Here is a 24,930-nt window from a genome sequence, read left to right as displayed (position 1 = left end):
TCTTAACTATCCTGTTGCATTGCTTCGAGTTCTTCCCATCTCTCGAATGCGATTTCCAACTCCTGCTCTAGTGCAGCAAGCTGTTCCAATACCGGCTGAGTTTGCTCTACAGGTTTAGCAAAGAACTCTGGATCGTTCACTTGCTCCTGAAGGCTCTCAATATCCGACTCTAATTGTTCTAGTTTAGCTGGTAGAGCTTCTAATTCTCTTTGCAGCTTATACGATAACTTCTTCGAGTTGTTCTTAGGTTGAGTTGTTTTGGGAGTTTCCTCAACCACTTTTTCTTTTTTCGCTGGCTTTTCAACCGCTTGACGAACCGCCAATACCTGTTCACGCTGCTGTCTTGCATCGTGATAACCACCAACAAACTCTTCAATCACTCCGTTCCCTTCGAAGATCCAGCTTGTGGTAACGGTATTATCAACAAACTCTCGGTCGTGGCTAACTAAAAGCAACGTGCCCTGATAGTTGGCAAGCATTTCTTCTAAAAGTTCCAACGTTTCGATATCCAAATCGTTGGTTGGTTCGTCGAGAATAAGTAAGTTGTTTGGTTTCAACAAGATACGAGCTAGCAGTAATCGGTTTTTCTCACCACCAGAGAGCGCCTTAACCGGGGTTCTTGCGCGCTTAGGTGCAAATAAGAAGTCTTGAAGATAACTCAGCGCATGACGCTGACGTCCCCCAACCATTACTTCTTGTTTCCCATCCGCTAAGTTATCGATCACTGTCTTTTCTGGATCCAAAATCTCTCGGTACTGATCAAAGTACGCGACTTCTAATTTTGTTCCGCAGTGTAAACGACCAGACTGCGCTTCCAATTGCCCTAATAGCAATTTAAGTACCGTACTCTTACCGCAGCCATTTGGTCCGATAAGTGCAATACGGTCACCGCGCATAATGTTAAAGCTAAAGTTGTCGACGATTGTCTTGCCTTCGTAAGCAAAAGATATGTTTTCTGCTTCAAATACAATTTTCCCTGAACGTGAAGCATCATCGATATTAAGGTTAACTTTGCCTTGGACATCCCGGCGATCGCGACGCTCTTCACGAAGTTTCTTCAATGCGCGTACACGACCTTCATTTCGAGTTCGGCGTGCTTTAATGCCCTGCCGAATCCAAACTTCCTCTTGAGCAAGCTTTTTGTCGAATTCAGCATTCTGCATTTCTTCAACGCGGAGCATCTCTTCTTTTTCTTCTAGGTAGTTGTCGTAGTCACCAGGGAAAGAAGCTAATTGCCCGCGATCTAAATCAACAATGCGTGTTGCCATTGATTTGATGAACGCACGGTCGTGAGAAATAAAGATGATCGAGCCTTTGAAGTCTTTTAAGAAGTTCTCTAACCATTCGATAGTTGTTACATCAAGATGGTTTGTTGGCTCATCAAGAAGTAATACATCAGGGTCACAAACCAGCGCGCGAGCTAAAGCGGCTTTACGTTGCCAACCACCGGATAAATCGGTCAGTTTAGTTTCTGGACTTAGTTTTAAAGCACCAAGTACATTCTTAACACGGTCATCAAAACGCCAAGCATTAGAATGGTCAAGCTGCTCTTGAACCTTGGCTAAACGGTTGATGTTTTTCTCACTCGGGTCTTGAGCAACAAGATCGAGAAGATCGTGATAGATCTTCAGTTGTTCGCCGATTTCAGCCAAACCGCCAGATACGTATTCGTAAACCGTACCCTCTTGATTACGCGGTGGATCTTGTTCAAGTCGAGAAACAACGACGTCTTGAGTGATTTGAATCTTGCCGTCGTCCAACAAAATGTCGCCGGCAAGCACTTTCATTAACGTGGACTTACCTGCTCCGTTGCGACCCACTAAACAAACGCGTTCGTTTTCTTGAAGAGCGAACTCCGCTTTGTCCAGCAATGGGTGGTCACCAAATGCAAGTTGTGCGTTATGAATGGTAAGTAATGCCATTATTATCCAACCAATGTGTGAGTTGTTCTAAGTCAAACGGCCAGTTCAACTCAGAATCTTGATACTTTAATACGGGTATTGTGACGCCGTAACGAGAAAACAGTGCATCATCGAACGCAATATCAATGATATCTGTTTGCTCGGCCAAACCAATTTGGTCTACTAGAGCAAATGCCATCTCACAAAGATGGCATCCCTCCGTGCTATACAATATCAGCACGTATTAATCCTTTTGTTTATACTACGCGTGCGTTACTAGCCAACAGTTATGAATCTGTTTATTACGCGCAAAATCTAATGGTAACGTTTGAGAAGAAATATTCTGAGCCTTCAAACCAAGTTCGGCCAGCGACTCTTCATCCATCTTGAAGTGGCGCTTGTTATTTGAAAATACGATAGTGCCTTCACTTCTTAGTAAACGTTTAAGATTCTTCATCAGTTTAATGTGGTCACGTTGTACATCGAATGATGTTTCCATACGCTTAGAGTTAGAGAACGTAGGTGGATCAATAAAGATCAAGTCGTACTCACCTTTCGCGTTTTCTAGCCATTGCAAACAGTCTGCTTGTTCATAGCGATGCTGACGTCCTACACAGCCGTTAAGCTGCATATTGTCTTTCGCCCAGTTCAAGTAGGTATTTGACATATCAATAGTCGTTGTGGAACGAGCGCCACCAACCGCTGCGTGAACCGTCGCACTCCCAGTATATGCAAACAAGTTTAAGAAATCTTTACCTTGCGCCATTTCACCTAAGCGGCGACGAGTGATCTTATGATCCAAGAACAAGCCAGTGTCTAGATAGTCATGAAGGTTTACGATCAGCTTCACACCGTACTCGTTTACTTCAAGCGTCTCTGATACCTGACCTAATTTTTGGTATTGGCTGCGACCTTTCTGCTTTTCACGAACTTTAAGTACAACTTTGTTCGCCTCTACACCTGTTACCTGAATCGTTGCACGAATAATATCCGTTAGGCGACGTTTTGCTTTTTCTTCTGGAATGTTTTTTGGCGCAGCATACTCTTGAATTACGATTTGATCGCCGTATACGTCTATCGCCACATTGTATTCAGGAAGATCAGCGTCATAGATTCGGTAGCAATCAAGCTTCTCTTTATGAGCCCACTTGCCAATCTTGCCAATGTTTTTCTTTAAACGATTTGAAAAGTCTGGTGCGATTTGAACATTAGTATCAGCACCCTTCACTTCATCAGCACTGCGCTCTGCAATACTGTAGTTCTTTTGGTGACAAGGTAACGCACCATTATTCAATTTAAATTGTTTATCAGCACGCATACGAAGACAGCTCAGCAGCTCGTCTGAACTCGAGAAGATAGAGGCTTTGCATCCACCAAACTCAGATTTTAGCTGTCCACCAAATGCGGTGTAGAGCGCAATTAGCCCCGGCTCAGTTCCCAGACGTTCACCGTAAGGTGGGTTTGAAACGATAACACCGTGTTCGAATCCTGCAGGACGAGTAATAGTTGCAGCATCACCTTGTGCGAACTCAATCAATTCTTCAACGCCTGCTCTGCGCGCGTTTTCTTGAGCAACTTTTAATACTTTAGGGTCGTTATCGAAGCCAAAAAACTTAGCGTCAACTTTCTTGACACCTCGTCTAGCTTGAACATTAGCCTCTGATTTAATCTCTGCCCAAGTCTCTGGTTCAAAGTCTTCCAACACTTCGAAACCCCATTGCTTTCGCTTAACGCCAGGAGCCATGTTGGCAGCCATCATCGCAGCTTCAATAAGCAAAGTACCAGAACCGCACATTGGATCGAGTAATGGTTGATGCCCATCCCAGCCACAACGCATGATAATCGCAGAAGCAAGCGTTTCACGTAACGGGGCACGACCCGATTCTGGTCGGTAGCCACGTTGATGCAAACCACTGCCTACCATATCGATCCCAAGCAACGCTTTATCTTTATGCAAACGAACGTGGATACGAACATCTGGGCGTTCTTTACTGATGTTGGGACGCGGCAATCCTTTATTTTCAAAGCAATCTACGATGCCATCTTTGACTTTCATCGCACCGTACTGGCTATTTCTGATCTCACGGTTTGTGCCGTTAAAGTCCACAACAAAACGTTTAGAGCTATGAAATTGGTTAACCCAGTTAATAGCAGATGTAGATAAATACAAGTCCATGTCGTTGTTACACGTGAACTCAGATAAAACACGTACAAATCGAGACGCTAAACGGCTCCACAAACAACAGCGATAAACCTGTTCGTTTGTCGCTTTAAATTTTACGCCTGCCTGTACTGGTTTCGCATTTTCAATGCCTAGTTTAGTCAGTTCTTCAACAAGCAAATTTTCCATGCCATTTGAAGTTACCGCGAGATATTGATTCATAGTGTTCTTTCGCTGATAAAAAATGACTTCAATTATACCTGACTTTACGATCAATGCCTCGTTTTTAAAGGAATTTCCCCACCTGTTAGTTCAAATCATCACCAACAAAATGATCTGAAACTTTCAACATCTTCAATTTGAGTGTTTTTTATTCACGAACGAAATTTTGTTCCCTTGGAAAGAAGTGAATACTTATTTACATTAGTTTTGGTATATACCAGTCGATGATTATTGATGTAAGTTACTTACATTTTTGCCTTATAGGGGAATAAATGGGGTCATTTTAAGCGCTAGGTTGCCTAGTTAAGGGAGTCATCAGATTGAAATAAGTAAAATAAAAGTGACCAGCTTCATGTTTGCATGCATAGAAAACATACAGTTTCATGGCTGATGGAGCTCTAGTATCAAACGAAAGGACAAAAAAAATCGACCTAACGAGGTCGACTAATGCAAACAAAGGAACGAAATAAAGAAAAAATTAAACAGGTTTACCCCACCATTGCCATAGGGGTTATTGCAAAGAGGTGATTTGCACAAGCCATGCGGTCATGCATTACTTTAATCGGCTGCCCAAACTGAAGCGCCTTATTGCCATCAAGCACAAACGCTTCTTGGTTAACATAAGCACATAAGCTCGACGTCTCGCCTGGTTCTAACACGATGAACATGCCATCAGAATATTGGTTTGTTAGAAAGACCATGTCCCCCTCTTCAGGCTCGTAACCTGAGGACTGTGCGTCAAAGAACCAGCTTTTAGGCTGTACAGGTTTATGAAAGCGCTTTGCTGCAACACAATACAGTGTTAACTCAGCTTGGCGGTATTCGCTGATGTCGAGGCATCGAATACGTTCATTAAACGTTTGGAATGCACTGGCGTCATCAACGGTAAATTCATTGTTTGAGAAGGCACAGTTAACCAACAATTTTCGGGATAAATTGGTTTGGAAAATCATTTCCTCCCCCAGATCCAGCATTAAGCAAGCTTTTTGCTCGTCAAAATACCAATTCCATTTGTCGCTGGGTTTAAGCATTATTCCGTTCTCTCTTGACTAGTTAAATCAGTGGTAAAGAGGTAAGACGCTTAATTACCTACTCGTGATTTTTAAATTTTACAAACGAACGGATAAAAAAAAAGAGGAAACAAAGTCCTCTTTTTTATGTAATAGCTACTGATTTTTCAGTGGTTTTTGATGTATATGTTAAAGATTCTTAACAATATCACGTACTAGGCTTGGGCCGTGGTAAATAAAGCCAGTGTAGACTTGAACAAGTTTAGCGCCTGCCATCAGCTTTTCTTTGGCTGCAACATAGGAATCCACACCACCAACACCGATAATTGGAAGTTTGTCTCCTAGCTCTTCATGAAGCTTACGTACGACTTCCGTAGAGCGTAATTGCACAGGGCGACCACTTAAACCACCTGCCTCATTGGCGTGTTTCATTCCTTCTACGATCGTGCGATCCAGAGTTGTGTTAGTCGCGATCACACCATCTATATTGTTTTTCAATAAAGAATCGCAGATTTGGCAGATTTCTTCGTCACTCAAATCAGGCGCAATTTTTAATGCTAGCGGGACGTATTTGTTGTATTTCTCTGAAAGTTCCGCTTGTTTCGCTTTTAATTCAGAAAGTAGTTCATCAAGCGCTTCACCATATTGAAGTGAACGAAGACCCGGAGTGTTTGGTGATGAGATATTAACCGCAATGTAGCCTGCGTACTCATACACTTTCTCCATACAAATCAGGTAGTCCTCTGCCCCTTTCTCAATTGGTGTGTCTTTGTTTTTACCAATATTAATTCCGAGAACACAGCTGAATTTTGCTTGCTTTACGTTCTCGACCAAATTATCAACGCCTAGGTTGTTAAAGCCCATGCGATTGATGATACCTTCAGCTTCGACTAAGCGAAATAAGCGTGGTTTATCATTCCCTGGTTGCGGACGAGGTGTTACTGTGCCAACTTCGACAAAGCCAAAGCCCATGGCATCAAATGCTTCAATGCATTCACCGTTTTTATCTAAGCCAGCCGCAAGACCTACTGGGTTACGGAATGTTAGTCCCATACACTCAACTGGACGAGTTGGTAATTGTTGGCGGTAGAAGAGATCAAGTGGTGTGCCGTTAAAGCGTTGGAAGTTCTTGATTGCAAGATCGTGTGCCTTCTCGGCATCGAGTTGGAAAAAGCCAGTTCTGGCTAGACGGTAAAGCATTGTGCCTCCGAAAGAAAAAAAGCCCCGTATAAACGGGACAGTATTATTTACTGTTTTTCATCTTAATTCAATGAAAATGAATGTATTAAGTAAAAACCTATATCTTTCTAATATTTTCAAATATAAAACAAACAATTAGAGTAAGATTTCAACAATAAAATTTATAACTAACCACCCTAAAGCAATCGATTTCAGCCTATTTTAACTTCCCCGCACCGTTACGCTGTAACTCATTCAGCGCTATAATAGAAACGATGAGCAACAAAAAAGCCTCGCTAAATAACGAGGCTTTTACTTACAATTTGACTAACTCATCTACTCTTTCGACGAACAGTTGAGATTCAAGAGTACTAATTCTCGAAGTGCTACAGAAAACTTAGCAAATTCGTGGACAGAGCCAACTTTGAACTCATTCAAGATGCTTTCCCAACGGTGCAGTGATTGCTCGTTAGTTTCCATCCAATCTTCTAACGCTTTCATCACGTCTAGCTCTTCCGTTGCACAGTCGCAATTTAATACCTGAGCCGTAAGTTGACGTTGTTGCCAGTCCAGATCTTCTCGGAATGCAGCTCTTGCCAGTGCCTGCCAGTTATTATCAACGGCTTGGCTGTTAATTTGCTTCAAGAACCAGTGTAACGACAAACGGTCACCTAAGTTAAAGTAGAGCTTCGATGCTTGCTCAACCGTTTTACCTGTTTCACTCGCCACTGATGAGATATCCAGTGCAGATTGTAAGCTGGATAAACGAGCGACTTGATGTGCAAGTTTCTCTTCTACCCCTTTCTCAATCCACCCTTGAGCAAGTTCATTGTGTTCTTCTACTTCAGACTCAACCAGCATAGTGTCTAAGGTTTCAGTGATAACATTGACATCTTGCTTGTAGATAGCAATCAGCTCACCAACTGTGCATTTACCACTGCGGTTGCGAAGCAACCAACGTGCAATTCGACGTAGTGCTCGACGAACATAAAACATGATTTCGTACTGAGCTTGAGCTGTGGCGGTATTATCGAGTTCACGAGTCTGCTTAAGAATTGCTTCTAGATCGAAAATTTCACGAGCCGCACTGTATGCGTTAGCAATATCGACAACACTTGCACCGGTTTCTTCTTGCAAACGAGTGACGAAGTTACAGCCCATTTCATTAACCATCTGGTTAGCCAATGCTGTAGCGATAATTTCAGCTCGCAGTGGGTGATTCACCATTTGATCTTTATAGTTACGTCGTAACGCACTTGGGAAATATTCAACAAGCTGTTTCGCATGGAATTCATCATTCGCGATTTCATCCGTAACAAGTTGCTGTTTAAGTACCATTTTACCGTAGGCAACTAACACTGATAGCTCAGGGCGAGTCAGACCTAGTCCCTGTTTCTCACGCTCGATTAGCGTTTCATCATCAGGGATGTATTCGAGAGCACGATCCAAGTACCCTGCTTTTTCCATGGTATGGATGAATCGAATTTGTTCCTTAACAATACCAACACCTTGCTGTTCAGTCACGGAGATCGACTCCGACTGACGGTAAGCATCATCTAAGACAATTTCACCCACTTCGTCTTCCATAGACTCTAGAATTTGGTTACGTTGCTTAACCGTAAGATCGCCATTTGAAACCAGTCCATTAAGGAAGATCTTGATGTTGACTTCATTATCCGAACAGTCAACGCCACCCACGTTATCAACGAAGTCTGTGTTCACTCGGCCGCCAGTCAGTGCGTATTCAATACGACCAAGCTGAGTCATACCCAAGTTACCGCCTTCGCCAACTACTTTTGCTCTTAAGTCACGGCCGTCAATGCGCAGCATGTCGTTAGCGCGGTCACCAACATCCGTATGAGTTTCTGTCGAGGCTTTAACGTAAGTGCCGATACCACCATTCCAAAGCAGATCGACTTTCATTTTCAAGATCATCTTAATCAGATCATTAGGCGCTAAAGATGCTTTCTTAGTACCTAACATTTTCTGAATTTCTGGTGTCAACTGGATCGATTTTGATCGACGAGAGAAGATGCCACCACCATGAGAGATCAAGTCTTTATTGTAATCTTCCCAGCTTGATCTTGGCAGATTAAACAAGCGGTTACGTTCTTCCCAGCTGCTGGCTGAATCTGGATTTGGATCAATAAAGATGTGCATGTGGTTAAAGGCAGCTTGCAATCGAATATGCTTCGATAACAGCATACCGTTACCGAACACGTCACCTGCCATATCACCTACACCGATTGCGGTAAAGTCAGTGGTCTGGCAGTTGATGCCCATTTCACGGAAGTGACGCTTAACAGATTCCCAACCACCTTTTGCAGTGATACCCATCGCTTTGTGGTCGTAACCATTTGAACCACCTGAAGCGAATGCGTCACCTAACCAGAAGTTGTACTCTGCAGAAACAGAGTTCGCTAGGTCTGAGAATGTTGCTGTGCCTTTATCTGCCGCCACTACTAGGTATGGGTCATCTTCGTCATGGCGCACAACGTTTTGTGGTGGCACAACTTCACCTTCAATGATGTTATCCGATACATCAAGTAGCGCACGAATAAATCGTTTGTAACAACGTTGACCTTCAGCAAAGATCTCATCACGGGTTGTGAGAGATGGCTGGCGTTTACAAACAAAGCCGCCTTTTGCACCCACAGGCACAATAACAGTGTTCTTAACTTGCTGAGCTTTTACGAGACCAAGAATCTCTGTACGGAAGTCTTCTTGACGATCTGACCAACGCAAACCACCACGAGCCACTTTTCCGCCACGAAGGTGAACACCTTCAATATCTGGTGCGTACACAAAGATCTCGAACGCTGGTACAGGCTGCGGAATCTCTGGAATATCGCTCGGTTTCATTTTCAAAGATAACCAAGGCTTAGGTTGCTTACTTTCGTCTAATTGATAGTAGTTAGTACGAAGTGTCGCCATGATCATGTCGATGTAACGACGAATAATACGATCATCATCCAAGCTCTCTACACGATCCAACTGCTCTGTTAGCTTTTTAATCAGATCGTTTTGGCCTTTTTCACTGCCTTTGTGTTTCGGATCGAACCGCTTGGTGAACAGCTTGACTAGACCTGTTGCTAAGTCTGGGTAGTGGCTTAGCGTGTCTTCGATGTATTGTTGACTGAATGGGAAACCGACTTGGCGCATGTATCGAGCATAAGCACGAAGAATGGAAATCTCACGCCCAGATAGCGACGCACCTAGTACCAATCGGTTAAAACCATCACTTTCAAGGTTTCCCGCCCAAATTGCGGCAAATGCTTGTTGGAAACGGTCACGAGCCTCACGAAGATCAACTGTTTTCTCACTCTTATGCAGCATAGAGAAATCAAGGATCCAGAATGTCTGTCCGTTATTTTTCTCGATCTCATACGGTGATTCACCGATCACTCGCAAGCCAAGGTTTTCAAGCATTGGCATTACGTCAGAAAGATGGATTGGCTCATCGCGATGGTATAACTTCAAGCGAACAGCTTTTGAATCCGCCCCCTCTTCTTGAGGTCGGTAGAACAACATACCAAGTTTATTATCATCACTTAACGCTTCTAAGCGTTCAATATCTGCAACCGCAGAACCTGGCATCATGTCCTCTTTGTATGAGCGAGGGAACGCACTCATGTATTCTTTTGAAAGAGGAAGGCCTTTGCTTTCACCAAAGTTAGCAATGATGGATTCTTTTAGTCTGTCATCCCAAGAGGTAGAAACTTCCATTAGGTTTTGCTCGATCTTTTTCACGTCTACGTCAATGTTGTTATTGTCTACACGAACAATGTAATGTGTTCTCGCTAGTGGGCTTTCTGAGAAGAACGTTGTAAATTCAACCTCTTGTTCGCAACCAAAGTACTGCTTAAGAATGCGTTGAGTTTGACGACGTAACTCTGTGTTGTAACGATCTTTAGTGACATAAACCATGCAGCTAAAGAAACGACCAAATGGGTCCTTACGAACAAATAAACGCAGTAGGTCACGATCTTGCATTTGTACAACACCCATACCCACCTCAAGCAACTCTTCTTCATTTGCTTGGAGTAGCTCATCACGTGGGTAGTTTTCTAAGATATTGTGCAATGCTTTGTATGAATACGATCCATGACGGTATCCGCTCGCTTCAAGGATACGGTCCACTTTTTCACGGATCAGAGGGATGCTTTGTACCGCTTGGTTATATACGGCAGAGGTATATAGACCAGTAAAGCGATGCTCACCTATTACTTTACCGTTTTCATCAAACTTCTTAATACCGATGTAATCAGTATAAGCTGGGCGGTGAATACGAGATGCTTTGTTACCTTTTGTGATGATTAGAGCGTATGGTTTTTTCGCTTCTAACCGCGCTGAGTCTGAAAGCTCAGATAGCTTGACGCTACGCACGCGCTTGTCATCAGCAAATAGACCAAGTCCTTTTTCTTTAGCAGGAACAAGCTCGGTATCACCATTGACTTCTTCTAAGTCATAATCTTTGTAACCCATAAAGGTAAAATTATGATCTTCTAGCCAACGAAGAAATGCGATCGTTTCGTCCATACGATCCGTTTGGATAGAAACACGATCTTTATTTTTCTCAAGTTCATCAGTCACAAGCTTAAGCTTATCAACCATTTGCTTCCAGTCATCAACGACTAAACGAGTGTCAGATAGAATTTTTAACAGCTCTTCTTTAAGCGCTTGCATCTCTTCTTTACTAGTAAGGCGGTCTACCTCGATATGGAACAGTGATTGAAGAACACCACCCTCACCGTTTACGTCGGTAACTTGGCCTTTTTTATCACGCTGTATCTGTGTTGGGTTGTTTAACATTAGGTGGCAAACAAGGTCCAAACGCGCTAAAGCCATTTTGACTGAGTCCACTAAGAATGGACTATCTGGAACAACAATTTCTACGATTGTGTGTGTGGATTGCCAGCCTTGACGACTTACGGTCGGGTTAAATACTCGTACCGAAATCTCTTCTGGTTTTTTTTCATTGATATGGTGCCAAAGGCTGACGACAGCACCATAAAGATCGGATTCGTTTCGCTGAATCAGGTCATCATCAGCAATGTTACTGAATAAGTGTTGAGCAAGTTTAGTTACAAGCGTTTGGTGAGAAAGCTCGAGTTTGTCTTGAATCAGTTGGTAAACTTTTTCAAGCAGAACCGGCACTACATTTTCACGCGCGGTCATATTCACACTCCACATTAGAATTGTTGTTTTGTAGGGGGACTTAGTAGCTAGGTTGTTACCTTAGAAACTAAGCATAGGTAATGCATGTGCCCATTGTAAAAGCATAATTACAAATGTTTAACAACTAATCGTGGTGGTAAGAGGTGAAATGTCCGATTCTGTGACTAAGATTCCTATTTAACTCTCTGCAAATACAATACATCACAGAGTTTCTAACTTAAGAAACTTATTATTTTGGTCAGTTGTTAGTCTAAACTGGCCTTTAATGCCTAATTGACTAAGAAATGGTCTGAATCGTGCGGCGGGTAACTGCAAACGTAAACCGTTATGTGTGACGACTTGAACAACACTTGCCGCGCCAGAATAATGGGATAAAAACGTTTGATATGAAATGTTGAGGTTGAAGTAGTAATAGTTCATGAAGTAAAAACTAAGTGACATAAACAATAAGGTGGCCTTAATGACCACCCTATTGTGTTGTTTACTATTCGTCTAGTGCTTTAGTCACTTTTTCGAATAAGTCTTTAGCAAGATTATCCATTGCTTTGAGCTTTTCAAGTTCTGCTTTGATCAAAGCTTGGCGACCTTCATCGTATTTACGGAACTTAAGCAAAGGATCAATCATTCTAGATGCGACTTGTGGGTTCGAATCATTAAGTTGGCGAAGGATTTCTCCTGCAAATTGGTAACCTGCACCGGATTTATCATGGAAACGCACAGGGTTAGCACTTAAGAACGAGCCAATCAAACTGCGCGTACGGTTCGGGTTCTTCAAACTAAATGCTTCGTGGTTCATGGTGGCTTTCACTTTTTCAAGTGCATCCTCTGCAGGATTGCTACCTTGAAGTGCAAACCACTTGTCCATAACCAAACCATCGTGCTTCCATTTATCGCTATAGTCTGCCATAAGAGCTTCACGACACTCAAGCTGAGCACTATTTGCCGCACTCATCGCTGCAATCGTATCTGTCATGTTATTTGCAGATGCGTATTGTGCTTTCACTAAATCATTACCTTTTTCCGTATGTGCTAGGTATTGCAGACAACGGTTACGTAATGCACGCTTGCCAATCGCAGCATGATCGATCGTGTACTCTGTTTGCTTCAGTGTATGATAAGTTGCACTTAGCTCATCTTCTAACTCTTGAGAAAGTGACACTGTAATACTGTTTAGCACTTTGTCTACGGCATCGATGTCAATTTGCTGGTACCAGCCAGTAATCTCATTAATTGAAGGCAAAGAGAAAACTTGAGCAATAAAAGCTGGCTCAAGTGTCTCATCCAATAGCACACCACGGAACGCATCTATCACGCCTTCAGAAAGCGACACGCCTTGTCCGGCTTGAACGTTTTTCACGTTCTGACGAATGTACTTAGCCAATAGCATTTGGCTTGCATCCCAACGAGCGAAGTCATTCGTCGCGTGCTTCATCAAGAAGACTAATTCATCATCACTGTAGTCGTATTCTAGTTTTACTGGTGCCGAGAATTCACGCAACAAAGATGGCACTGGTTGTTCTTCGACATTTTCAAATACGAACGTTTGCTTATCTTGTTTAATATCTAATACGTTATGAACCGATTCACCGTTAATCATCAACGGGATAACGTGACCTTTCGAATCGTACAGCTCGATATCAAACGGAATGTGCAGCGCTTGCTTCTCAGCCTGGTCTTGCGTTGGCTCCGTAAATTGCTCTACCGTTAGTGCGTAAGTTTTTGCATTGGCATTGTATTCGCTATTTACGCGCAGCGTCGGTGTACCAGACTGGCTGTACCATAGACGGAATTGTTTTAAATCGACACCGGTGGCATCTTCCATTGCAGAAACAAAGTCTTCACATGTGGCAGCAGTACCATCGTGACGTTCAAAGTAAAGTTTCATCCCTTTTTGGAAGCCCTCTTCGCCAAGGAGTGTATGGTACATGCGAATAACTTCGCTGCCCTTTTCATACACTGTTAGCGTGTAGAAGTTATTCATCTCAATGACTTTGTCAGGACGAATCGGGTGAGACATTGGGCTTGCATCTTCTGCAAACTGAGGGCCACGGATGATACGTACGTTATCGATGCGGTTATCTGCACGAGAGCCTAAGTCAGAAGAGAATTCTTGGTCACGGAATACGGTTAAGCCTTCTTTTAGACTTAGTTGGAACCAGTCACGACAAGTGACACGGTTGCCAGTCCAGTTGTGGAAGTACTCATGACCGATTACAGCTTCGATACCTAAGTAGTCACGATCCGTCGCCGTTTGGTCATTCGCCAGAACATACTTTGAGTTAAAGATGTTTAGGCCTTTGTTTTCCATTGCGCCCATATTGAAGAAATCAACGGCAACGATCATGTAAATATCCAGATCGTATTCAAGGCCAAAGCGTTCTTCATCCCACTTCATCGAGTTGATCAGCGATGTCATCGCATGGCCTGCACGATCTAAGTTACCTTTATCAACAAAGATTTCTAAATCAACACTGCGACCTGACATCGTTATGTATTTGTCACGCAGTACGTCAAAGTCCCCTGCGACAAGAGCAAACAAGTAAGCTGGCTTTGGATGCGGGTCCTGCCATTGAACCCAATGACGACCGTTCTCTGCATCGCCTTCTGCAATTCGGTTACCATTGCTCAGCAAATATGGATAAGCGGATTTATCTGCGATCACTTTTGTCGTGTATTTTGCCAGAACATCAGGACGATCTAAGTAATAAGTAATACGACGGAAGCCCTCGGCCTCACACTGAGTACAAAATGCGCCGCCTGATTTGTACAAACCTTCGAGTGCTGTATTCGCTTCAGGATCAATTTTGGTGACGATTTCAAGTTCAAACTCGGATGGAAGATCGGTCAGTACAAGCGATGATTCTTTCACTTCGTGATGAGCCCAATCCTCACCGTTTACTTTTACAGCGCGCAGCTCAAGCCCCTCGCCATCGAGTTCTAGCGTTGTTGTATCGCCTTTTTGAGCAACCTTTGATATCGCCGTAACGATGGTGTCATTGTCATAAAGATCAAACGTAAGATCGATATCGGTAATCGCGTGAGATGGCTCTTGATAATCTTTACGATATTTGGCCTGGGGAGCTTGGGACATGAGCATAAATCCTTGTATGTCGAACAACAAAAATACCAGACTGCATGATCAAAAATGCAGTTCTGGTATCACTATATAAGCTATTTGTAGGGGTTGTGGTATCAGAATACAAGTCTTTCCATCAAAAAACGGAGCTTTTAGTGCTCTAGCTCCGTTTTTTGATTAACATTTAAACAACATTGACAATTTACCGTATGCTCGCGTACTTTGTCGTAACAAGATAAGCTATCAAGGCGTTACCCGATTAAGTACCGCGTACATATCGCCATTTGAATCTTCAATCGTTAATTCATTTTTGTTGAGCTTATAGGTGGTCCCGTGCTCGCCATTTTCATAGAGCAAGACTAAATATTCATCTTCTGTGTAGAAAACACCTTGCTTGATTGACTCATCCCCTTCTTCGTTGGATACCCGAAACATAAACACGAAGTCAGGTTGAAGTATCAGATCCATATGGTTGATGTTGTTTGCCACAAGGCCATCTCCGGATACATAAGAGCTAGACCATATGCCCGCTAGCGAGTTAGACAACCCTTTAGTAAAAGTCACACCATTAAGATCAAGTGTATTGTGATTATTGCGATAGGCATAAATTTGAGGCTCATCTGTGTTTAAGCCAAGAACGATGGTGTCTTCATTGGCGTTATACAATCCTTCCCAATGATCGACAGAATAATCTTTCTTTTGAATATCAATAGAAAAGCTGTAGTCGGAACCCAGTGACAGTTTTATCGCACGAAAATTTTCAGCCGACTCTTCGGGGTTTGGGTTCATTAAATACCAGTCTCCGATGAGAAACGGCGTGTCAAAGTGACTTAATTCATCTTCTCTGGTGTTTTCTCCGCTAAACACACTAAAGCAGCAAAAGCTAAGTAAAATAAAGAACCATTTCATATCGGCATCCTTATCGTTTTCTTTTAGCTTAGGCAGTAGTCCTCACTTTCGCGAAATTTTAGATGTAGATCACGTAAATTATTGGGGAAAAATAAGCGAATATCTTACTTGATACTCAATACAAACAAAGATGAAAAGACATAAAAAAAGAGTGAGCCTGAAAGACTCACTCTTTTTACTTTGAATTGCCAGTTATTATGACTGATTTTTCTGCTTGAGTAGATCAACCATAATCGCGACAGACTCATCTAAATAAACATCAGGCGCTTCATAATCTTTAGGTATATCATCCAATGTTTTGAATGCTTCCTTACCTAAAGCAGCTTGACGCTCATTGATGCGTTGCAAACGAAGTGCTTCCGCTTTATCCGATTCAGCCTTACGAACTTTCTCGTTCAAAGACAACATATTATCGTCTTTTTCTTTACGATACTTCTCTATGTCTTCATTGATGAAACGGAATTCCATCTCATCAGAAATACGCTTGTTATGAAGAGCGGTGAGTTTTTCAACTAGTGCTTCGTTGCTTGGGAAGGTTTGATATTTTGCTTTATCAATCTGATCCCAAGGTAGTGCATTGTCTTCTACACTTTCACCCGTTTCAGAAGCTTCAATTGGTGTTGGGTACGAAATATCGGGTGCAACACCACGATTTTGCGTACTTCCACCGTCAATACGGTAGAACTTCTGAATCGTGTACTGAACGTAGCCTAGCTCTTTATCGAAAAGATCGTAGATATGATTCAGTGAACGATGCTGTTGAACCGTACCTTTGCCGAAAGAATTTTCACCTAAAATAATGGCACGATTATAATCTTGCATCGCTGCGGCGAAAATTTCAGACGCCGAAGCACTGTAGCGGTTAATCAACACCGTCAGTGGACCATCGTAGCTCACTTTTCCGTCAGTATCGGCGTTCACCTTAATACGACCATAGCTGTCACGAACTTGAACAACAGGACCTTCTTTAATGAATAATCCTGTTAATGCTGTCGCTTCCGTTAATGCACCACCACCGTTGTTACGTAGATCAACGATTACGCCGTCAACGTTTTTGGTTTTTAACTCAGCAAGCAGTTTATCGGTATCTTTCGACAAACCGACGTAGAAACTTGGCACTTCTAAAATACCAATCTTCTTACCATCTTTTTCGATGATCTCCGACTTCACTGCCCGATCTTCTAGGCGAACTTTGTCACGAACAATTGTGACAATGTAACTCTTCGCATCGTTACCTTCTGGCAAGATCTGTAGATTAACCTTTGTGCCTTTTGGGCCTTTGATTAATTGAACTACATCATCCAGACGCCAACCGATCACGTCGACAATCTCTTCACCGTCTTGTCCAACACCGATGATTCGATCCCCTTCGCCAAGCTGCTTGCTCTTCGACGCAGGGCCACCAACAACAAGTGAACGAATTACTGTGTAATCGTCAGTCATTTGCAGAACAGCACCAATGCCTTCCAGAGAAAGGTTCATTTCCGATTGGAATTGCTCAGCATTACGTGGAGAAAGGTAGCTAGTATGAGGGTCGACTTGTCGGGCGAAGGCATTCATATATAACTGGAATGCATCTTCGTTATTAGTCTGTGTGATCCGCTTCATCGCGTTGTTATAACGCTTCTCTAAAACCTCTTTAATCTCTGGCCATTCTTTGCCAGTCAGTTTCAGATTTAACGCGTCATATTTCACGCGCTTACGCCACAACTCGTTGAGCTCTGCTTCGTCTTTTGGCCATGCAGCTTCAGAACGGTCTAACTCTATCTCGTCATCAGTATCAAACTTGATCTCTTCGTCGAGTAGCGTTAACGCATAAGCAAAGCGCTCGAAACGCTTTTGCATTGAGAGGTTATAAACATCAAAAGCAATTTGGTTGTTACCAGCTTTTAGCTGATCATCAAGCTCAATTGACCAGTCTTTAAAAGAGTCGATGTCCGCTTGAGTAAAAATATTTCTATTATAATCAAGCAATTCTACATAGCGTTCAAAGATCGCTTTGGAGAAATCATCATTGAGGCTGAAATGCTTATAATGAGAGCGGGTAAATCGAGAGGTGACTCGTTTGCTAGCTGTTTCGTGCTGAACTTCAGGAGCGAGAACCGGCAAGTCATCTTTATGTAGTTTGGCTTCGAGAGCCTGAGCTGATGCTGCTAGCCATAAGCTAGCAGCAATCAGTGTCACTTTTGAACGGCAATTCATGCGTAGGAGTATCTCCTTTATGCGCGCAAGTGCTCCGCTTTCACAACCATTTGTAGGCCGTTAGCAAGTTGAACACGTACATCATCCTTATTGATCTCAACAATGGTCGCTGCCATGTTTCCTTTGCCCATGTTCACGTTAACTGCGTTACCTACTGTGATTTCGTCAGCATTTAGAGCGCGCGTTTCTACAGGCTTAGTTGTTTTTTGTACTTTTGGTTTGTTAGTACGACGAGGCTGTTGGGGCTTTTTAGCCGCTGGTTTCGCTTTCGCCTTACCCTCTTCACGAGCTTTTTGTGCTTGTTCTTTACGACGAGCTTGAACTTTTGCCTTGCTTTCTGCAAGTGTCGCTTTCGCGTGTTCAACGTGCTCTTCTTCTAGCTCACCACAAGGGTTGCCGTCTAGGTCCACACGTACTGCACCTGGTTTTACACCATGTAGGTAACGCCATGATGAAGTGTACTGTCTTAACGCTGCACGAAGCTGTGTTTTGCTTACTTTTTCGTCTTCACTTAGACGTTCCGCAAGATCTTGAAAAATACCAATTTTCAGAGGTTTTGCTTCACCTTCTAAAGTAAAGCACTTAGGGAAACATTCAGCAATATATGCAATAACTTCTTTGCTGTTTTTTAACTTTTCAGTCATGAGGGTTCCTGATTTGAGCGGATTTCCGCGAAGCATTAAGAAAAAATATTCTCGTATTATAGTGACATGCCAAGGAAAAACCACACTCGAGGGCTAATTTATGCGTCGTTCGCGTGTGAATTAAGCAGCTTTTCTACTTCAGCCATGAAATGAGTGAGACCTTCTTCGTCTGTTTCATTGAATCGACCAATACTTGGGCTGTCAATATCAAGGACACCAACCACCTCTCCATTGATAGAAAACGGAATCACAATTTCCGAATTACTCGCTGCATCGCACGCTATATGTCCCTCAAATTCATGAACGTCGTATACTCTTTGTATAGTGTTAGTTTTTGCAGCAGTACCACAGACGCCGCGCCCCATAGGGATGCGAACACAAGCTGGTTTTCCTTGGAACGGACCAAGAACGAGCTCTTCACCTTTTGCTAGGTAAAAGCCAGCCCAGTTAAGATCGTCCAGTTCCATGAAAAGCAGTGAGCTCAAGTTTGCTAGGTTAGCAATAAAGTCTGGCTCAGACTCAATTAGAGCGACGGCTTGTTTGGTTAGTCTATGGTATTGTTCTATGTTCATATTAACTTCCTACTTACTATAAAAGCTTCCATTCTCACTGTATGGCGCTAAAATGCAGCCCTACTTTATAATAGGACTTATTCTCAATTACAATGCTTCTGAAAAATGACACTATTAGCCGTTCTTGGTTGATAACACAAGTAAAAAAGCACAAGTCCAAGCTGATCATAGCGAACTTGATAGCGGTGCTTGCAACCTTGATTAGTGTTCCAATCCCCCTTCTCATGCCGTTGATGGTTGATGAGGTTTTATTGGACCAACCAGCAAAAGGCTTAGCTGCTATGAATGCCATTCTCCCTGAAGCGTGGCACACTCCGACGGGTTATATATTTTTCACCCTTTTCTTGGTCGTCCTGATGCGAGCTGCAAGTCAGGGGTTAAATATCCTTCAAAGCCGACAATTTACACTTGTTTCTAAAACGATCACGTTTGAGATGCGCAGTAAAATGATCGACAAGCTTGGTCGTATCAGCATCCGCCAATACGAAACCAAAGGCAGCGGAGGCATCAACGCCCACCTTATCACTGACATTGAGACCATCGATAAATTTATTGGTTCTACGTTAGCAAAATTCGTTATCAGTTTTTTAACGGTCATTGGTACTGCCATCGTTCTACTTTGGCTCGACTGGCGACTTGGTCTATTTATTTTGCTAGTTAACCCTATTGTCATTTACTTCTCACGTAAACTAGGAAGTATGGTTAAACACCTGAAACGGAAGGAAAATCATTCTTTTGAAATTTTCCAAAATCGTTTAGTTGAAACATTAGATGGCATTTACCAGCTGCGCGCAGCCAATAAAGAGCGAGAATTCCTCCAACAACTCAAAGACAGTGCGAACCAAGTTCGTGTGGATGCAGACAAGTATGCGTGGCAATCAGAGGCGGCAGGTCGCGTCTCGTTCCTACTCTTCTTAATCGGTTTTGAGTTATTCAGAGCCGTCGCCATGCTGATGGTTATGTTTAGTGACCTCACTATTGGTCAAATCTTTGCTGTTTTTGGTTACCTATGGTTTATGTTGTCTCCTGTTCAAGAGCTGCTCGGCATTCAGTTTTCTTGGTACAGCGCGAAAGCTGCGTTAAAACGCATCAACGACTTATTAGTATTAGAAGAAGAACAAAGACCGATACCTAAGGTAAATCCTTTCAAAGAAGACAGAGAAGTCGATGTTAAAGTAGAAAACGTAGACTTCTCTTATAATAATGAAAACAAAGTCCTAGATAACCTTTCTTTACATATACCGGCAGGAAAGAAAGTGGCGTTAGTTGGTGCGAGCGGAGGCGGTAAGTCGACCTTAATACAACTACTTATTGGGGTTTATCGTCAAAACTCCGGTAGCATTCGCTTTAATGATGAATTAACAGAAGATATTGGTTTTGAAGTAATTCGCGACAAAATTGCCGTGGTATTACAGCAACCTATACTATTTAACGACACCTTGAGGCATAATCTAACACTCGGTGGGAATTTTGACGAAATATCACTTTGGCGAGCTCTTGAAGTAGCTCAGCTGCAAGATGTTATTTCTCAACTGAACCACGGTTTGGATACTCAAGTCGGCCGTAACGGCATTCGTTTGTCAGGTGGTCAACGACAACGCCTTGCCATCGCAAGAATGGTGCTGAGTGATCCTCAATTTGTTATTTTAGATGAAGCCACGTCTGCGCTTGATACCGCTACTGAAGCGGCATTGCACAAAGCATTGACTGAATTCTTACGTGGTAGAACAACATTAATCGTTGCGCACCGTCTATCAGCCGTAAAACAAGCCGATTTGATCTACGTGCTTGAAGATGGAAAAGTAACGCAAACAGGTACTCATGGTGAGTTAGTTGAGCAAGAAGGCTTATATCAAACCTTATATGGGGGCATACAGTCCCACGCTTAAATCGTTCAAGTTAGAGAGGTCGTTATGACCTCTCTGTCTAAGCACGCCATGCAGCCAAATAATGTGCGCTTGTGCCAAGGTTGCGAATTGCCTGTCGATATCGTCGACTTACCCAATGGAAAAAATGCACACTGTCCTCGTTGTGGCACACAGTTGTATCGAGGCGGTAGCCCTAGCCTCTCAGGTAATTTAGCCGTCGCGATAACCTGTATTCTGCTATTTATTCCATCACACTTTTTTAACTTTATTAGTATCCGACTCTTTGGTGTGATGATTCCGGCAACCCTACCTTCAGGGATGATCACATTGATGGAAGAAGGCTTTGTTCTTCTTTCACTGCTTATTCTATTTTGTAGCTCTCTAGCGCCGCTGACGGTTTGTGTTTCAGTGGTTACGGCACATATCTCGCTGCATCAACGGTGGTTTCGAGGGCTTCGTGTTTCACTGTGGCTAATTCAACATTTGAAACATTGGGTAATGCTGGATGTTTTCTTAGTTAGCATCGCCATTTCCTGCTTCAAACTCCAAGATTATTCCGACATTTTTGTAGGCCCAGGGTTAATTGGTCTGGTTCTTTTGCAGATATTTACCGTTTTGTTAGTTTCTCGAATCAGTGTGCGTCGTTACTGGGAAGCCTGGAAGCCAGAACGTCTTTATTCCTTTGAACACAAAGACGTGCATTGCCATGAGTGCCACCTGTCTCAACCTGAAGGTGACCATTGTCGGCGTTGTCACCACGAGTTATATCATCGCAAGCCCAACTCCATTCAGAAGACGTGGGCTTACCTCATTGCGGCAACGATAGCGATTTTCCCTGCCAACTTGATTCCTATTTCCATCTTGCTGACCAATGGCAAACGTTTGGAAGATACCATTTTCTCAGGCGTAGCTGGGTTGGTAAAAAGCGGTATGTATGGCATCGCAGTGATCATTTTTGTGGCCAGTATTGTTGTGCCAGTTGTAAAAATACTTGGCCTTGCCTACATCATGCTTTGCATTCAATTCAAACGTTCGGTGTTTAAGAGACAACGAATGATGGTTTACTTTGTTGTTAAATGGATCGGTAAATGGTCTGTGATGGACTTGTTTGTTATTTCTATCATGATGACCTTAGTCGATCGTGGTCAGATACTTGATTTCACACCAGGATATGGCGCCGTGGCCTTTGGTGTTGTCGTGGTATTGACCATGCTTGCAGCGGAAAGTATTGATCCAAGGCTAATCTGGGACCAAACAGGCCCAACACAATCAGAAAAAGAGTCAATGAATGAGTGATCAGAACAGTTCTCAAACGTCATACGTACCAGATGTAAAGCGGAGCAAAGGCATATCTCCTCTTTGGCTTTTGCCAATTTTGACCATGGTCTTAGCTGGCTGGCTTGTGGTGAAGTCGATACACGATGCAGGACAACGGGTGCAAATCTATTTTTCTGACGCTGCTGGCTTGGTCGCCGGGCGAACCACTATCCGTTACCAAGGGCTAGAAGTCGGTATGGTGAGAGACATTAACCTCACTGAAGATCTCGGCAGTATTTATGTTGATGCCGATATCTACCCTGAAGCGGCAAAATTGCTGAACGATAAAACTCGCTTTTGGCTGGTAAAACCAACAGCAAGCCTAACAGGAGTTTCTGGGCTCGATGCGCTCGTGTCGGGTAATTACATTTCGATTCAACCTGGAGATGGTCAAGAGTTTGAAACAACGTTCCATGCGTTAGACTCTGCACCAACAGATTTGCGCGTTTCACAAGGTTTGAACATTAAACTCAAAAGCCGCGATTTAGGTGGTGTGTCGATTGGATCTCAAATTGTTTATAAGAAAATTCCAATCGGTGAAGTCTACAGCTACCAGCTGGATGAAGACGCAAAATCTATCACGATTCAAGCCAACATTCAGGATCAATACCGACATATCATTAACAACCGCAGTCGGTTCTGGAACGTAAGTGGAATCGGTGCCAGCATCGGTTTTGAAGGCGTCGATGTAAGGCTAGAAAGCATGAGTGCTCTACTCGGAGGCGCGATCGCCGTCGATTCTCCGGATGACGGTGAGCCTGTAGAAGAGAATACTGAATTCCGTCTGTATAAAGATTTGAAAACCGCAGGTCGAGGTATCGCTGTTAAAATCGTCCTCCCTGATGACAGTAAAATCAGTGGCGAAGGCGCACCCATTATGTATCGCGGAATCGAGATTGGCCAAGTTACAGACTTAAGCCTATCCGAAGGGCGAGAAGTGATATTAGCGTCAGCGGCAATTCAACCAGCTTTCAGTGACATGCTGACGACAGGTACCCGATTCGTCTTAGAAGAAGCAAAAGTGTCCCTCTCTGGTGTTGAAAACATTGCCAATCTCGTGAGAGGAAACTTCTTAACCATTGTGCCAGGTGCCGGTGATCGCTCTCGCCGCTTTACTGCCATTCGTAAAAACGTTTTTAACCAACAGCAAGAAAAGTCCATCGCTATTCGTTTAGTGTCTGACAACTCGTTTGGCCTAGATAGCGGTGCCAACGTGCTTTACAAAGGCATCGTTGTCGGTTCAATTATCAACGTAGGCTTAGTTGAAGAAGGTAAAAAATCGCAACATGAAGTATTTATGGATGTATTGATTGATCATGAATACAAACACCTGATCAAATCAAACAACCGTTTTTATGTAACCGGAAGTGCCTCTGCAGAATTAACGGAATCGGGCCTCAGCGTTACCGTTCCTCCGGCAAAACAGTTGTTAACTGGGTCCATTAGCTTTGTAAGCGAAGGCAAACAAGATATTCAAAAAGAGTATCAACTGTTCCAAAACGAATCATTGGCAGAACTAGCACAGTACAACCAAAGTGGCTCTAGAGCACTCACACTGTTTGCTTCTGAATTGCCGCCGATTTCCAAAGGCAGCCCTCTACTCTATCGTAATCTTCCTGTTGGTAACGTCTCCGATTTCCAATTGGTTGATGGCGGTGTGTTAATTAAAGCAACCATCGAAAACCGCTTTGCTTACCTCGTAACACCGCAAACCGTCTTTTGGAACCGTTCAGGGATAGAGATAGATGCATCGCTAGCCGGTGTGAGTGTGAAAGCTCACCCTTTAAAATCATTAATCGAAGGTGGCATCGCTTTTGACTCTGTTCCTGGCGTTGAAAACAAAATTGGAGACAACTGGAAGTTATATACAGATCAAAAAACCGCACGCAAATTTGGACGCGTTATTGCGTTAGAAACAGACGGCTCACAAGAAATTGCCAAAGGAATGCCGATAGAGTATCAAGGCGTCAAAGTTGGTGAAGTCACACTGGTTGTACCGAATTTTCGTCGCAATATGGTTGAAATTACCGCAAGAATCCTACCTGAATACGTAGAAAACATTGCGGTTGAAGGCTCACATTTTTGGCTAACTGAGCCAGAGATTGGCTTAGGGGGCGTGAAAAACCTTGGCGCATTGGTGTCGAAATCCATCAGTGTTGAGCCAGGTAAAGGTAAAGGTAAAGCTAAATTTGATTTTCAGTTGGAAAACGGTTCAGAACGTGTTCAGGGCATGATGTTTACTTTACAAAGTGAACAACGAGGCTCAGTACAAGTCGGAACGCCTATTCTTTACCGCCAGATGGAAGTCGGCCAAGTAACCGACGTGAGCCTAGGAGAATTTGCCGATCGCGTCGTCACGACCATCAAGATACAGCCTGAATATGCTTACCTCGTTCGTCAAAACAGTGTGTTTTGGAATGTTTCAGGAGTAGATGTCTCCATCGGAATTACTGGTGCGAACATCAAAGCGGGCACATTTGATAGTTTAGTTCGCGGAGGAATTGCGTTTTCAACGCCAGAGCAATCGACTATTCCACCAGCGGCAAAAAGTGGGCAATCTTTCTTTTTATATCCACAAGCTGAAGAAGGCTGGACTCAATGGCGTACTGCGATTCCTAAGCCGTAGAATAAAGCTCAATTCACATACAATTGAAGTTTGATTACCTTAAAAGAGCAGCAATCGCTGCTCTT

The 24,930-nt window shown here is 43.1% G+C and carries 15 protein-coding genes; 3 read left to right on the top strand and 12 right to left on the bottom strand.

Features of this window, described 5'->3' with window-relative positions; translation table 11 throughout:
* Positions 1–2 precede the first annotated feature (2 nt).
* The 12 genes from NL643_RS03990 to NL643_RS03935 form a co-directional block, all read right to left on the bottom strand.
* Positions 3–1,922, bottom strand: a complete 1,920-nt coding sequence (locus NL643_RS03990) for an ABC transporter ATP-binding protein (RefSeq protein WP_145474017.1) — start codon at positions 1,920–1,922, stop codon at positions 3–5.
* Positions 1,900–2,142, bottom strand: a complete 243-nt coding sequence (locus tag NL643_RS03985) for a glutaredoxin family protein (protein ID WP_074190119.1) — start codon at positions 2,140–2,142, stop codon at positions 1,900–1,902. Before NL643_RS03985 ends, NL643_RS03990 begins: the two co-directional genes overlap by 23 nt.
* 21 nt (positions 2,143–2,163) lie before the next feature.
* Positions 2,164–4,284, bottom strand: a complete 2,121-nt coding sequence (rlmKL, locus tag NL643_RS03980; protein WP_253643937.1) for a bifunctional 23S rRNA (guanine(2069)-N(7))-methyltransferase RlmK/23S rRNA (guanine(2445)-N(2))-methyltransferase RlmL — start codon at positions 4,282–4,284, stop codon at positions 2,164–2,166.
* Between the two features lie 488 nt (positions 4,285–4,772).
* On the bottom strand, positions 4,773–5,315 hold the full coding sequence (locus NL643_RS03975) for a cell division protein ZapC (RefSeq protein WP_005396505.1): 543 nt from the start codon (positions 5,313–5,315) through the stop codon (positions 4,773–4,775).
* A gap of 168 nt (positions 5,316–5,483) precedes the next feature.
* Positions 5,484–6,494, bottom strand: coding sequence for a quinone-dependent dihydroorotate dehydrogenase (gene pyrD, locus NL643_RS03970; RefSeq protein WP_005396506.1), 1,011 nt, complete (start codon positions 6,492–6,494; stop codon positions 5,484–5,486).
* 315 nt (positions 6,495–6,809) lie between these two features.
* Positions 6,810–11,651, bottom strand: a complete 4,842-nt coding sequence (locus tag NL643_RS03965; protein ID WP_253643936.1) for an NAD-glutamate dehydrogenase — start codon at positions 11,649–11,651, stop codon at positions 6,810–6,812.
* 201 nt (positions 11,652–11,852) lie between these two features.
* On the bottom strand, positions 11,853–12,071 hold the full coding sequence (locus NL643_RS03960) for a DUF2835 domain-containing protein (protein WP_046876238.1): 219 nt from the start codon (positions 12,069–12,071) through the stop codon (positions 11,853–11,855).
* Between the two features lie 64 nt (positions 12,072–12,135).
* Positions 12,136–14,742, bottom strand: a complete 2,607-nt coding sequence (gene pepN, locus NL643_RS03955) for an aminopeptidase N (protein WP_253643935.1) — start codon at positions 14,740–14,742, stop codon at positions 12,136–12,138.
* A gap of 228 nt (positions 14,743–14,970) precedes the next feature.
* A complete protein-coding gene (locus NL643_RS03950) occupies positions 14,971–15,636 on the bottom strand; it encodes a hypothetical protein (RefSeq protein WP_005396553.1) in 666 nt (221 codons plus the stop codon).
* Positions 15,637–15,831: 195 nt separating this feature from the next.
* Positions 15,832–17,838, bottom strand: a complete 2,007-nt coding sequence (prc, locus tag NL643_RS03945; protein ID WP_005396554.1) for a carboxy terminal-processing peptidase — start codon at positions 17,836–17,838, stop codon at positions 15,832–15,834.
* Between the two features lie 17 nt (positions 17,839–17,855).
* Positions 17,856–18,482 (bottom strand): RNA chaperone ProQ, encoded by a 627-nt coding sequence (proQ, locus tag NL643_RS03940; protein WP_046876216.1) that lies wholly within the window; start codon positions 18,480–18,482, stop codon positions 17,856–17,858.
* Between the two features lie 98 nt (positions 18,483–18,580).
* Positions 18,581–19,054, bottom strand: a complete 474-nt coding sequence (locus NL643_RS03935) for a GAF domain-containing protein (RefSeq protein ID WP_065646467.1) — start codon at positions 19,052–19,054, stop codon at positions 18,581–18,583.
* 92 nt (positions 19,055–19,146) lie between these two features.
* Here NL643_RS03935 and NL643_RS03930 point away from each other — a divergent pair, with 92 nt between their 5' ends.
* The 3 genes from NL643_RS03930 to NL643_RS03920 are packed head-to-tail and all read left to right on the top strand — an operon-like array spanning position 19,147 to position 24,865.
* Entirely contained in the window at positions 19,147–20,943 is a 1,797-nt protein-coding gene (locus NL643_RS03930) for an ABC transporter ATP-binding protein (protein ID WP_253643934.1), read from the top strand.
* Positions 20,944–20,967: 24 nt separating this feature from the next.
* Positions 20,968–22,218, top strand: coding sequence for a paraquat-inducible protein A (locus NL643_RS03925; RefSeq protein WP_006743266.1), 1,251 nt, complete (start codon positions 20,968–20,970; stop codon positions 22,216–22,218).
* Positions 22,211–24,865, top strand: coding sequence for a PqiB family protein (locus NL643_RS03920; RefSeq protein WP_253643933.1), 2,655 nt, complete (start codon positions 22,211–22,213; stop codon positions 24,863–24,865). Before NL643_RS03925 ends, NL643_RS03920 begins: the two co-directional genes overlap by 8 nt.
* The last annotated feature ends 65 nt before the right edge of the window (positions 24,866–24,930 follow it).

This window comes from Vibrio sp. Y42_MX_L11, from assembly GCF_024181785.1.
Taxonomy (GTDB): Bacteria; Pseudomonadota; Gammaproteobacteria; order Enterobacterales; family Vibrionaceae; genus Vibrio; species Vibrio diabolicus.
The sequence above is the reverse complement of the archived record's forward strand: the minus strand, read 5'-3'. Positions and strand labels throughout refer to the sequence as shown.